Annotated in this window: 5 protein-coding genes; 1 reads left to right on the top strand and 4 read right to left on the bottom strand. The window is 72.4% G+C overall.

Features of this window, described 5'->3' with window-relative positions:
• Positions 1-24 precede the first annotated feature (24 nt).
• Both ACQPYY_RS04085 and ACQPYY_RS04080 read right to left on the bottom strand, forming a co-directional pair.
• Positions 25-1374: a SagB family peptide dehydrogenase gene (locus ACQPYY_RS04085; RefSeq protein ID WP_433592792.1), complete on the bottom strand. Its 1350-nt coding sequence runs from the start codon at positions 1372-1374 to the stop codon at positions 25-27.
• A complete protein-coding gene (locus ACQPYY_RS04080) occupies positions 1371-2345 on the bottom strand; it encodes an ABC transporter substrate-binding protein (RefSeq protein WP_379105072.1) in 975 nt (324 codons plus the stop codon). Before ACQPYY_RS04080 ends, ACQPYY_RS04085 begins: the two co-directional genes overlap by 4 nt.
• A gap of 210 nt (positions 2346-2555) precedes the next feature.
• Between ACQPYY_RS04080 and ACQPYY_RS04075 the strand changes: the two genes are divergently transcribed.
• Complete coding sequence (locus ACQPYY_RS04075; RefSeq protein WP_433592791.1) at positions 2556-3653, top strand: AMP-binding protein; 1098 nt, start codon at positions 2556-2558, stop codon at positions 3651-3653.
• A 67-nt stretch (positions 3654-3720) separates the two neighbouring features.
• Here the strand turns inward: ACQPYY_RS04075 and ACQPYY_RS04070 are convergent, their stop codons facing one another.
• Positions 3721-8265, bottom strand: coding sequence for an amino acid adenylation domain-containing protein (locus ACQPYY_RS04070; protein ID WP_433592790.1), 4545 nt, complete (start codon positions 8263-8265; stop codon positions 3721-3723).
• Positions 8262-13325 (bottom strand): amino acid adenylation domain-containing protein, encoded by a 5064-nt coding sequence (locus tag ACQPYY_RS04065; RefSeq protein ID WP_433592789.1) that lies wholly within the window; start codon positions 13323-13325, stop codon positions 8262-8264. Before ACQPYY_RS04065 ends, ACQPYY_RS04070 begins: the two co-directional genes overlap by 4 nt.
• Between the last annotated feature and the right edge of the window lie 7 nt (positions 13326-13332).

The raw sequence follows: 13332 nt of genomic DNA, 5'->3' as shown, positions 1-13332 counted from the left end.
TCCCAGGCAGGTCCGACAACCGGTTCAGGCGGCGGGGGTGCCCAGGATGACGCTGCCCACGTTGCATTCCTCCAGTTCGGAGACGCCGGCGGCGGCGGTGAACGCGGCGGTGTCGGAGAAGCCCTGGGCCACCGCGCCCAGACCCATGGCGGTGGCCGCCAGATAGAGGGTCTGCATGAGGACGCCCACATGTTTGAGCATGTTGGCGTAGGCGACCGACTCGTAGGACCACATGACCCGGCCCGCGCGCGCCGAGATCAACAGCAGCAGTTGCGGTTCGGACGCATTGGCCAGGGTCGCCGTCGTGGTGCGGAGCAGACGCTCGACCTCGGGGGAATCGGCGGGGGCCACGGGGCGCAGGACGTGCTCGAAGGAGTCGTAGTGGTACATGGCGGGGGGCAGGCCCTCGACAGTGCGGGCCACCGGGTAGAGCTCCAGCTCGTGAACGCCGCCGCCCGAAGGGTAAGGGCGGGACGGGAGTTCGCCGCCGTCGGGAGTCCGTTCCACCGAGCGGGTGCGGGCGGTGCGGTAGAGCAGTTCCGCCAGCTGAGCCAGGGTGATCGGGTTGCTGTCGTCGAAGGCGCGGCAGGAGCGGCGGTCCTCGACGACGGCGGTCAGGGACGGGTCCGAGGCGCGCAGCGCGGCCAGATCGGGGGCCGGGAGCGCGACCGACTCGCCCGGGTAGGCCGGACGGTGCGCGGGGACCTGCGGGAACTCGTCCTTCGCCCACGCCGTCGGGCCGAAGTTGTCCCAGGTGACCGTGCGGGAGCCCAGCGTGCTGCGGCGGTGGAACCACAGGTCGGGGGCGCTCCAGCTGCGGGTGGTGAAGTCGCCGGACTCGGTGGACGGGTCGGCGGTGAAGCCGCCCCAGGCCAGGTCGGCGGCGATGCGGGCCGAAAGATGCTCGGGCAGGCCGAGTTCGGACGGGCTCGCACCGCCGGCCAAGGCGAGCAGGCGCGGGTCGTGCACCCGCAGGTCGCACCACGAGGTGGGGTGCTCGAGCACCAGGCCCTCCGAATCACGGTGGATCACCGTGAATTTCGAGAGGGGGGCCGCCGACGCGCCCGCCGGACGGGCGGGCGGGGTGGCGAAGGGGCGCAGGGTGTAGAGATCCCGATCGCCGTCACGGACGGTGACCTCCAGCCAGCCCGCGCCGGTCAGGCGGTCGAGCAGCGGTGTCACCGAATCGGATTCGGGCTCCAGCTGGGTCAGGGTCGCCGGGCCGCGGTTGAGGGTCTTCAGGGCCTGGCTCTGGGGTGCGGTCAGGCCCGTCAGCTTCTCGTTGCGGGGCGGGTTCAGCAGGACCGCGCCGCCCGGCATCGTCAGGCAGGTGACGCCGGGGCGCAGCGCGTAGCGGTGGTCGGCGCGGGTCATTTGGCGGCGTTGGCCAGGGCCGGTTCGAGCTTGTCGAGCAGGTAGGGCAGGGCCAGCGGGGTGGGCTGGTTGATGGCGCTGATCTCCTGGACGGTGAGGAAGACGATGGAGTTCTTCTTCACCGAGGGCAGGTCGTTGTACCCGGGCAGGGCGCGGTACTTCTCGTCCAAGCCGGGCGAGTAGCCGGCCAGCAGCAGGTCGGCGTTCAGTTCGTCGAGGCGCTCCGGCGACAGGGCCAGGCGGCCGCCGTTGCCGCCCTGGTCCACCAGGCGCTGCGGGATGGTCATGCCGAGCTGGGTGAACAGGCGGCTGGATCCGTCCTTCGGGTCGGTGAGGACCATCAGCTGCGACGGCCCGGCCAGCCAGGAGCTGACGAAGGTCTTGCCCTTCAGGCCCGGATTGCGTTGCGCGATGCCGTCGATGCGGCCGTTGAGGTCGGCGACCACCTTGTCGGCGGCGGCGGTCTGGTGCAGTACCTGGCCCAGCGCGTGCACCTGGTCGGCCCACGGGGTCACGGCTTCCTTGGTGAGGCCGGGCAGGGTGGGCGCGACCTTGGACAGGTCGCCGTAGGTCTTGGCGTCGGCGATGAACGGGTCGGCCAGGATCAGGTCCGGGTTCAGCGCGGCGACCTGTTCGGCCAGACTGCCGGTGGTCGAGAGGGCCTTGGACTGCGACAGGGCGGCCGGCTCCCAGGGCGGGGCGCCCTTGCTGAGGACCGCGATGTTGTCGATGTAGCCGACCGGGGTGACGCCGAGCGCCTGCGTGGTGTCGAGCCACTGGTTGCCCAGGGCGACGATGCGGGTCGGGGTGCCCTCGACCGTGGTCTGGCCGTGCGCGTGGGTGATGGTGACCGGGGCGCCGCCACCCGAGGCCGTGTCGTCGGAGCTGGATCCGCAGGCCGTGAGCCCGAGCGCGAGCAGGCCTGCGACCGCCGCCAGGGCGGCTTTTGCGGTGAACGACCGCGACTTCATCGTGCTCTCCTGTCTGCTCTGCCCGACCGGATCGACCGAGCGTGCCCGGCCGAAACGGCCGAGCGGTAGGTGAGCCTAGCCTAATTTTCTCCCGAGTTGCAGACCGTTGTCGCCGATTCGATCCCCGAAGGGGTGGCCGATCGTGCTCTTCATGGATTAGGTTAGGTTTGCATAAGTTAGTACCGGGGGTTTGGAACGATGGAGCGTGCGGTGCCGGATTCACTGTCCGCCGTCGAGCGTCACCGGCTCGCGGACGAATGGGCCAATGGGGTCGAACTGTACGACGTCCCCTCGGTTTCCATGCTCATCGACTGCGGGCGCCGCGTGCCGTCACTGCGCACGGCCGTCCGCTGCGGCGGGCACATCCTCACCTACGCCGAACTCTACGAACGGCTCGACGGCGGCGTGACCGGCACGGCCGGACCCACCCTCGACGATCTGGCCCGCATCCTCTGCGATATCGCCAGCGCCGCCGAATTCGGCACGGTGCTGGCCGAACTGGGCCCCACCGGCACCGGGCTGAAACCGGTCGCGGTGGCCGCGGCCGCCGACGACCGCCGCGCGGTGGCCGCCGATCAGCGCTCCTGCCAGATCGACCGCGCCTACGGCTCGCCGGATTCGCGACTGCTGGCCACCCGCTGGGACACCACCGACGCCGCGGTCGAACTGCTGGCCGCACTGGCCGACGGGGCGACGCTGGTCCTGGCCACGGCCCCGCAGCGCGCCGACGCGGGCGCCCTCGCCGAACTCATCGCGCTGAGCGCGGCCACCCACGTGGTGGCCGACGCCGACACCCTGGCCAACCTCGCCTTCCTCCCCTCCCCCGCGCTGCCCACCGTGCGCCGCTGGGACGTGTTCGGGAACGACTGCCCGGCGGCGCTGTCGGCGCTGCTGCACGAACTGGCTCCGGGCTCCTGCACCGGATTCGCCTACACCACACCGGAATACGCGGGCGTGGCCGCACGCGGACCCCTGGACGGTTCGGGGCGGGTGCGGCCGATTCCCGGCGCTCGGCTGCTGGTGCTGGACGACGCGTTGCGGCTGGTGCCGCCGGGCCGGTCCGGCCGTGTGTACCTGGGCGGTTCGGCGCTGGCGCTGGAATTGGACGGCGCCGCCGAAGGATTCGTCAACGACCCGTTCGTGCCGGGCGGACGCCTGGCGCGGACCGATATCCACGGCGGCTGGACGCGCGACGGCTGGCTGCTGCTCGATCTGGAGGGGTCCGTCGCTGCCGCGGCGCCGTCGGCCATCGAGCGGCGGCTCTCCGCACCGCATCACGGTCACCGCGGCGAATCCGCCGCCGCCTGATCGGTTACCGGAGACGAACGGCCGCCGACCCTGTCGAGGTCGGCGGCCGATGTCGTCTCGTCTTCCGCTATGTGGCGGCCGCCAGCGCGGCCAGGCTGCGCTGCCACAGTTCGGTGAGGCGGGTGGCTTCCGCCTCGGTGAACAGGGTCTCGCTCCAGCGCCAATTCGTGGTCAGCTGCGGGCCTTCCGGGGTCGAGCCGATGCCCGCGATGACATCGAGGGCGTAGCGCAGCGGCAGGTCCGGTTCCGGATCCAGCGGCAGCGACTCGTTGAGCGGGCCGGTGAGCAGCGACCACGAGTCGGCGGCCTGGCCGCTGAGGTCCACGCGGCCCAGGTAGTTGAACTCGACCTGCGGGTGCCGCGCGGTGGCCAGCTCCGGCACTCCGGTGGTGTAGCGGAGCAAACCGTAGTCCGAGCCACCGTTCGGGATCGCGGCGAGCTGCGCGGTCACCGCGTCCAGCAGGGCGCGCGCCGCCGCCGGATCCTGTTCGGCGCGTTCGATGTCCACCGTCGCGCCCGCTCCCAGGCGGACCGGGAACACGGTGGTGAACCAGCCGAGGGTGTTGCTGGTGTCGGTGTCGAGCAGGTCGTCGGCGCGGCCGTGACCCTCGAGCGCGATGAGCGCGCCGTGCGCGGGATCCTGGGCGCGCTCGCGCCGCCAGCTCGCCAGGGTGACGGTGAGGGCGGTGAGCAGGAATTCGCGCACGCCCTCGTCGCGGGTGAGGGACGCCAGTACCCGTTCGGTCACGGGGACCGGGGTGATGGCCGTGGCGACCCGCAGCGACGACCAGGTGTCGGTGTCCGGATACGGGATGCGGCGGCCGATGGCCGGGTCGGGGGCGTCCAGCTGATCACGCCAATACGCGCTCTGGGACAGGATTTCCGCCGACTCGGCGCGCTCGGCCATCCGCCGGGAGAACTCCCGGTACGAGGTGGACTCCGGCAGCGCGGCCCCCTCACCGAGGGCGGCGATCAGCAGGTGCCACGACACCACGTCGACGGCCAGGTGGTGGATGGTGAGCAGCAGGACGTCACCCTGATCGGTGCCGGAGAACCAGGCCGCGCGCACCATATCGCCGGTGCGCGGGTCGATCTCGTCCATCAGGACCCGGGCCGCGCCGTGCACGGCCTGGGCGGTGTCGGCGGGATCGGCGATGTGGGTGAGGATGTCGGCCGCCCGCACCGTGCCGGGCGGCGCGGTGACCAGGCGCGGGCCGTCGCCGGTATCGGTGAGGGTGGAGCGCAGCGTGTCGTAGCCGTCCAGCACACCCTGGAGTGCGGCCTCGATGGCCTGCCGGTCGATGCCGGCGGGCAAGCGCAGCAGCGCGGTCTGGGTGAAGCGGCGGTAGTTGCCGTACTCGTACATCCACGACACCACCGGAAGCGGCGGCACCGCACCGTAATCCGCGACCTTCTCGGCGGCGGCGGTCTCGGCCGCGTCGAGGGCGGCGGCCAGTTCCCGGATGGTGGGGGTGGCCAGGACCATGCGCGGGGTCAGGGTGAGACCGCGGCGGCGGGCCTTGTTGACCAGGGAGATGGCGACGATGCTGTCCACGCCGAGGGCGAAGAAGTCGTCGTCCACGCCGGGCGCGCGGCCGTCGAAGAGCTCGGCCAGCAGTTCGGCGAGTTCCTTCTCGGTGGCGGTGCGCGGCGCGGTGTCGGAGCCGGTGTCGGCCAGGGCGGCCTCGGCCAGCCGGGTCAGGGCCGGACCGTCGAGCTTGCCGTTGGCGTTGACCGGCAGCTGCGGCAGCGTGAGCACCCGGGCCGGAATCATGTAGGCGGGCAGGCTCTCCGAGAGCGCGGCGCGGGTGCGCACCGGGTCCACGACCCGATCGGGCTCGCCGACCACGAAGCCCACCAGGCTCGCCCCGCCCGCGCGGCGGACCACGGTGACGGCCGCGGTGTCCACGCCGGGCAGCCGGCGCAGCGCGGTCTCGATCTCGCCGATCTCGATGCGGTAGCCGCGCACCTTGACCTGCGCGTCGGCGCGGCCCAGGTAGCCGAGGCCGCCGTGCGGCAGGTGACGGACCAGGTCACCGGTGCGGTACATGCGGCGGCCGGGCCGGAACGGGTCGGCCACGAAACGGTCCGAAGTCGTTGCCGCGCGGCCGATGTAACCGCGGGCCAGCTGCGGGCCCGACAGGTACAGCTCGCCGACGACGCCGCCGGGAACCGGGCGCAGCATGGAATCCAGGACATAGCCCGACATTCCGGCGTTGGGGGTGCCGATGGTCGGGGTCTCGAACTCGGCGATGGGGGCGACCACGGCCTCGACCGTGGTCTCGGTCGGGCCGTAGCAGTTGTACACCGCGGTCCCGCCGCGTCCGCTGCCGGCGCTCGGGGCCAGCTCGCGGAGTCGCGCCCACAGCGCGGCGTCGATGGCCTCGCCGCCCAGTGCCAGCACCGGCAGTTCGCGGTCGACCAGTCCGGCGGCGTTGAGCTGCGCGAACATCGACGGGGTGGTGTCGATCATGTCGATGTCGCGGGCGATCATGCCCGCGCACAACCGGTGCGCGTCGCGCATCTCCACGGCGTCGAACAGGTGGATGGCCTGCCCGGCCAGCAGGCCGACCATGGGCTGCCAGGAGGCGTCGAAGCTCAGCGACCAGGCGTGCGCGATGCGCAGCGGGCGGCCCAGCCGCGCCATGGCAGGGCGGTAGACCCGGTCGCGGTGATCGGCGAAGTAGGCCATGAGCGCGGCCTGGGTTCCGGCGACGCCCTTGGGTTCGCCGGTCGAGCCGGAGGTGAAGATGAGGTACGCGAGCTGATCCGGGTGACGGACGACCTGCGGGGTGCCGACCGGCTCGTCCGAAAGGCCCTGCGCTACAGGGGAATTGTCGAGCACCAGAACGGGCCCGGTCAGCAGGGTGCCCGAGGGATCGAGGTCGCCACGGGTGGCGGCGTCGGTGACCACCAGCGCCGGGCTCGCCTGCCGCAGGATCGATTCGATGCGGGAGGCGGGCAGGGTGATGTCCACCGGCACATACGCACCGCCCGCGGCGAACGCGGCCAGCAGCGCGATGATCGAGCGCGGCGAGCGCGGCATGACCAGCGCGACAACGCTTTCCGCGCCGACACCCCGCTCGGCGAACTCGACCGCCTGCCGGGCGGCCAGCTCCCGCAGCTCCCGGTAGGTCAGCCGGAGTCCGGAACTGTCCTGGAGCGCAACGGCTTCCGGTGTCGCCGCGACCTGCCGCTCGAACAGCTCCCACACCGAATCGGCGGGCTCGGCCGAATCCACGCCGGGGGTCTCGGCGGCGGCGAACGCGGCGCGCTCGTCGGCGGTGAGCACGCTGAGCGCATCCGGTGTGGCCGACCCGATTCCGGGCAGCTGACGCAGCACCGCCAGCAGCCGCTCGCCGAGACCCTCGGCGGGCAGGTACGGCAGGGCGGCGGGCATGGCCTCGAACTGGACCAGCAGTTCGTCGCCGCTCATGTGGGCGACCACGGTGAGCGGGTAGTGCGCGAGGGATTCCATCTCGACCGGCCGGAACCGGGCCCCGTCGGGGGCGGTGACGGTGCGGATGGCGTCGTCGATGGGCGCGTTCTCGAACACGAACAGGGTGTCGAAGAGCGTGCCGTGCCCCGCGGCGCGCTGCACCGACGACAGGCTCACGTAGCCGATGTCGCGCATGGCCGCGCATTCGCGCTGCAGGCGCGCGCACTGCTCGACCACCGACAGCTCGCGGTCCAGGCGGTGGGTGACGGGCACGGTGTTGATGAACAGCCCGACCATGCCCTCCACGCCCGGAAGCTGGTCGGGGCGACCGGAAATGGTGGTGCCGTAGACGACGTCGCGACGGTCGGTGAGGCGGCCGAGCAGGACCGTCCAGGCGAACTGCACCGCGGTATTGAGGGTCAGGCCGTGGGCGCCCGCCCAGGACCGGACGGCCGCGGTGTCGGCGGCCGACAGCAGCAGGCGGGTCTTCTCCGGCACCGCGTCGGCGGCGATCGGCGCGCCGCCCGCCAGCAGCAGCGGGCCGGTCAGCTCGACCAGGTAGTCGGTCCAGCGCTGGGTGACGGCCGCGGTGTCCTGCGCGCCGAGCCAGGCGATGTAGTCGCGGTAGGGACGCGGTTTCGGCAGTGCCGCGGCGGATCCGCCCGCCTGGTAGACGGCCAGCAGCTCGGTGAAGTAGATCGCCACCGCCCAGCCGTCCATCAGGATGTGGTGGGCGGTGAGGATCATGCGCCGCGCGCCGGTCCCGGGCACGGTGAGCAGCAGCACGCGCAGGGCGGGCCCACGACTCAGATCGAACGGGACGCGCCGTTCGGCGGCGGCGAGGTCGTCGAATTCCTCGGGCCGCGCGTCCTGTTCGGTCCACGGCATCTCGGCGTGGGCGGGCACGATCTGCACCGGCCGCGGCACGTTCTCGTCCCAGAACGCGGCGCGCAGGTTGGGATGCCGGTCCAGCATGGCCTGGGCGCTGCGGCGAAGCAGGCCGGTGTCGAGCGGGCCGTCGATGTCCACCACGAATTGCATGGTGTACAGGTCGATTCCGTCGCCGGCGAGCCGCGACAGCGAGAACAGGCCCTCCTGCAGCGGGCTCAGCGCGAGGACGTCCTCGATCCGCGGCGGGGCGGCGGCGCTCGGGGTTCCAGCGGCGGCGGTCATCGGGCTCCCCAGGAGGCGGTCAGGGCGGCGAGGGCGTCGGCGTCGAGGCCGGAGGCGCTCAGGGGCGCGGATTCCTCCTGTGGAATCGACTCCGCTTGCGCGGCAACGGGTTCGGCGGCATCGACCGCGGCGGCCAGTTCGGCGATGGTGAGGTGCTCGAACACCAGCTGCGGGGTGAGCGCCAGGCCGAGCGCGGTGGCGCGGGCCGACCACTGGATGGAGATGACGCTGTCGCCGCCGAGGGCGAAGAAGTTGTCGTCGGCCTCGACATCGTCGATCTCGAGCAGCTCCTCGAGCAGGTCGATGAGGGCGCGTTCGGTGGCGGCGTGGTCGCCGGTGGCCACGGCGAGGGTCCGCGCGGCGGGCGCGGGCGGCGCGAGCAGCCGGTCCAGGTCGGCGACCGGCAGCACCTCGAGCTCGACCACGGTGCGGTCGGGCGCGGTCGCGTACGCCTCCAGGGTGGCGACCAGCGCGGACCCGATGAGCCGCACGGTCTCCGGCTCGTACAGGTCGGCGTTGGCGACCACACGCACGGCCAGCCCGCCGTCGCCGGTGACGTTCACCGAGATATTGAGATCCAGGAACGACACGTCGAAGTCGACGGGCAGCACGGTGGCGGTGGTGGCGCCGGCCACGGTCACCGTCGCCGGGGCCCAGTCCGCGCCGCGGAAGTGCAGCATGCTCTGGAACAGCGGATTGCGAGAGCGGGAACGCGCCGGGTTGAGCGCCTCCACGAGGCGTTCGATCGGCAGTTCCTGGTGCGCGTGCGCGTCCAGCACCACCTCGCGGCCCCGGCGCACGGTATCGCGCAGGGTCGGCGTGCCGGACAGGTCGTTGCGCAGCACCGCCATATTGGCGAACAGGCCGACCAGCGGCGCGGTGGCCGGGTCGACACGGGCGGCCACCGGGGTGCCGAGAGCGATGTCGGAGCCGCCGCCCAGCTTGTGCAGCAGGGTCGCGACGGCGGCCTGGTAAACCATGAATTCCGTTGCGCCACAGGACTCGGCGAGGGCCGCGAGCCCGGTGCGCAGGGCCGCCGGGGCGGCGAAGGTGGCGACCTCGCCGCGCTTGCCGAGCACCGCGGGGCGGGCCCGGTCGGGCGCGACGTCGATCTGGTCCGGGACGTCGGCCAGCGCGCCGCGCCAGTGCTCGAGCTGCGCCCGGCCGTAGTCGCGCGCCGCGGAATCCGTTCCCGGCCCGAAGACGTCGTGCTGCCACAGCACGTAATCCGCGTACTGCACGGCGAGCGGAGTCCACTCCGGAGCCCGGCCGCCCTCGACGCGGGCACGGTAGGCGGCGATCAGGTCGTCGAGCAGGATGCCCAGCGAGGCGTGGTCGGCCACGATGTGGTGCACCAGCAGCGACAGCACCTGGGTGCTCGGGTCGAGCACCAGCAGCCGGGCGCGCAGCAGCGGCTCGGATTCGACGGTGAAGGCGTAGCGGCCGATCTCGGCGAGTTCGTCGGCCAGCAGTTCGGGGTCGACGCCGGTCACGTCGAGCGCGACCTCACCGGCCGCTCGGATCTCCTGGTACGGAATGCCGTCCCGCTCACCGAATCCGGTGCGCAGCGCCTCGTGCCGGGCCACCACGTCGGTGAGCGCGGCGCGCAGCGCGGGAATGTCGAGGCCGCCCTCGAAGCGCACGGCGAAGGGCAGGTTGCCGACCGCGCTGGGGCCCTCCATGCGGTACTGGAACCACATGGCCAGCTGCGAGTACGACAGCGGCAGCCGCTCCGGGCGCTCCCGTTCGGTCACGGCGGGACGGCCGGAAACCGGTGCGGGGACCACGGTTTCGACCGGCTCGGCGGTCTCGTCCTCGTCGTCCATGGCGTCCAGGTCGATGCCGAACTCGTCACGGAACCGGGCGACCAGACCGGCCGCGAGCCCGGCCGGGGTCGGGGTGTCGAACACGATGCGCACATCCAGCTCGACACCGAACTCCGCGCGGATCTGCGCGACCAGGCGGGCCGCCAGCAGCGAGTGGCCGCCGAGTTCGAAGAACGAATCGTCCGCGCCGACGACCGGGACACCGAACAGGTGCGAGTAGATCCCGCACAGGCGGCGCTCGGTGGCGGTGGCGGGCGCGCGGTGCACGCGCTCCACGGCCGGGGCCGGGGCGGGCAGCGCGCGCTTGTCCAGCTTGCCGTTGACGGTCAGCGGGATCTCGTCGATCACGGCGAAAGCGCTGGGCACCATGTACTCCGGCAGCGCGGCGGCGGCCTGGGCGCGGACCTGCTCCACGTCCACGGTCGCGCCGGCGGCGGGCACCAGGTAGGCGGCCAGCTGGGCGCCGACGGCCGGATCCTCGGTCACCACGACCACGCAGTGGCCGACGGCCGGGTGCGCGGCCAGCGCGGACTCCACCTCGCCGAGTTCGATCCGGAAGCCGCGCACCTTCACCTGCTCGTCGGCGCGGCCCACGAAGTCGATCTCGCCGAACTCGTTGCGGCGGGCCAGGTCTCCGGAGCGGTACAGGCGCGCGCCCGGGGTGAACGGGTCGGCGACGAAACGGCTCGCGGTGAGGGCCGGGCGGCCCAGGTAGCCGCGCGCCAATTGCGCACCGCCCAGGTAGATCTCGCCGACCACGCCCGCGGGCACCAGTTGCAGGGCCTCGTCGAGCAGGTAGGCGTGCACGTTCTGATTCGGGACGCCGATCGGTACGATCCCGGTGCCCTGCGGGCCCGACACCGGCTGATGGGTGGCGCACACGACGGCCTCGGTCGGGCCGTAGTGGTTGCGCAGTTCGGCGTCGAAGACGGTCGCGAACTTGTCGGCCACCTCACCCGGCAGCGCCTCACCGCCGACCGGGACGTGACGCAGCGCCCGCCATTCACTCACCTCGGGCAGCAGCAGGAAGGTGCTGAGCATGGACGGCACCATGTGCAGCACGGTGACGCCGCGGCGGGTGATCAGATCGGCGACGTAGCGGATGTCGCGGAACGCCTCCGGCTTGGGCACGATCAGGCGCGCGCCCAGCGCGAGGGTGACGAAGATGTCGAGCAGCGAGGCGTCGAAGGACACCGAGGACGACTGCAGCAGTACGTCTTCCGACGTCATGCCCCATTCGGCGGTGAAGCTGACCACGTGCTCGGCGATCGCGGCGTGCGAGACCGGGACGCCCTTGGGCTTGCCCGTCGAGCCCGAGGTGTAGATGACGTAGGCCAGGTTGGCCGGGAGCAGCGGGCGGACGCGGTCGGCGTCCGAGGGGTCGGCGTCGGGCAGCCCGGCGGCGGCCTCCTCCGCGGCGTCGAGCTCGACCCGGCCCAGCACCAGCCGCGGGGCGGCGTCGGCGACCAGATAGTCGATGCGGTCGTCCGGGTAGGCGGGGTCGATGGGCAGGTAGGCCGCGCCCGCCTTGAGCACGGCGTAGACGGCCACGATGAACTCGACCGAATTGCTCATGCGCAGGGCGACGATGTCCTCGCCGCCCAGGCCCTCGCGAATCAGCCAGTGCGCCAGGCGGTTCGCGCGGCGGTTCAGGGCGGCGTAGGTGAGTTCGGTGTCCTCCGAGACCAGGGCGAGGGTCTCGGGTCCGGCGGCCACGGCGGCCTCGAACAGGTCGACCATGGTGGTCTCGTCCGAGGGCGCCTGCGCGCCGCGCGACTGCTCCAGGATCGCGGTGCGGTCGGCGCCGCCCAGCATGTCGAGGTCGGCGAGGCGGGCGGCGGGCGCGCTCAGCGCCCGATCCAGCAGGCGCACGAAGTGTTCCAGCATGCGCCGCACCAGCGGCTCGGACAGCACGTCCACCTGGTACTCGGCCTCGAGCACCGCGCCGTGCGCGCTCTCGGTGACGACGGCCAGGGCCAGCGGCACCTGCGCGGTCGGCGCGCCCAGCTCGTCCAGCTGCACCGAGGAAACCTCGCGCAACGCGAACCCGTCGGCGCTCTTGCGGACGCTGAAGCCCAGCCGCACCAGCTGATCCATGCCGTCGCGGCCGGCGACCCGCTCCGGGTTCACCTCGCGGACGACGCGGTCGATGCCGACGGCCTGATGCGCGAAGGCGTCCAGGCAGGTGCGCTTGGTGGACTCGACCAGAACGGCGAAAGTCTCGGTGCGGGCGAAGGTCTCGCGCAGCAGCAGGGTGTTGCCGAAATAGCCGATGAGCTGTTCGGCGGCGGCCGAGCGGCGGTTGGTGACCGGGATGGACACCAGGAAGTCCTCGGCGGCGGTGTAGCGCTGGATCAGCGCGGCGTACCCGGCGAGCAGCACCATGAAGGGGCTGGCCGCGTGCTCACGGGCGAAGGCGTCCACCCGGCCGAGCAGGTCGGCGGGCAGCGCCACGGTGCAGCGGTCGGCGCGCTTGGAGGGTGCGGCCACGGCCGCGCCGGGTAGCTCGAGCGGTTCGGGCAAGGGACGCAGGGTGTTTCGCCAATAGGCGATGTCCGCCTCGTCGTCGGCGGGGGCGTCGAGGACCTCGAGGTCGACGAACTGCGCGGGCGGGGCGGTCGGCGCGGCGCCGTTGTAGGCGGCGTTCAGATCGGTGAAGAACACGCCCCAGGCGTCATCGTCCCAGCAGCCGTGGTGCGCCGACAGCAACAGCACCCACTCCTGGATTCCGGTGCGCGCCAGCGTGATCCGCAGCGGCAGTTCGGTGGCCAGATCGAAGGGGCGGCCGAACTCGCGGCGGGCCAGCACCTCCACCCGCACCGGGCGGGCGGACTCGGCCAGCTCGGTCAGATCGTGGGACTGCCACGGCAGGGTGATCTCATCGGTGAACACCTGGAAGGGCTCGCCGTTCTCGTCCACACCGAAGGTGGTGCGCAGCACGTCGTGCCGGGCGAACACCGACGCCACCGCCTGCCGCAGCCGCTCCTCGTCCAGCGCGCCGGTCAACCGGTACGCCACGCAGATGTTCAGCGTGGTGTCCTCGGGATCACGGGTCTGCAGGAACCACATGCGGCGCTGACCGGCCGACAGCGGCCGCCGCTCCCCCGCCGCGGTGCGGCGCACCGGGGCGGCGGTGTCGACGGCCAGGCCCTGCTCGGCCAGCTTGCGCCGCAACAGTTCCCGGCGGCGGTCGGCGACGGAGGTTCCGGCCACGGTGGCATCGGTGTCTGACATGAAATCT

It is taken from the genome of Nocardia sp. CA-145437 (assembly GCF_050956485.1).
Classification (GTDB): Bacteria; Actinomycetota; Actinomycetes; order Mycobacteriales; family Mycobacteriaceae; genus Nocardia.
Note: the sequence above shows the minus strand (reverse complement) of the source record. Positions and strands in the feature narration are given on the sequence as shown.

What these genes read in the sequence shown, in the direction of transcription:
- ACQPYY_RS04085 (WP_433592792.1), bottom strand. Translation starts at nt 1,374, where the DNA reads ATGACCCGCGCCGACCACCGCTACGCGCTGCGCCCCGGCGTCACCTGC.
- ACQPYY_RS04065 (WP_433592789.1), bottom strand. Translation starts at nt 13,325, where the DNA reads ATGTCAGACACCGATGCCACCGTGGCCGGAACCTCCGTCGCCGACCGC.
- ACQPYY_RS04070 (WP_433592790.1), bottom strand. Translation starts at nt 8,265, where the DNA reads ATGACCGCCGCCGCTGGAACCCCGAGCGCCGCCGCCCCGCCGCGGATC.
- ACQPYY_RS04080 (WP_379105072.1), bottom strand. Translation starts at nt 2,345, where the DNA reads ATGAAGTCGCGGTCGTTCACCGCAAAAGCCGCCCTGGCGGCGGTCGCA.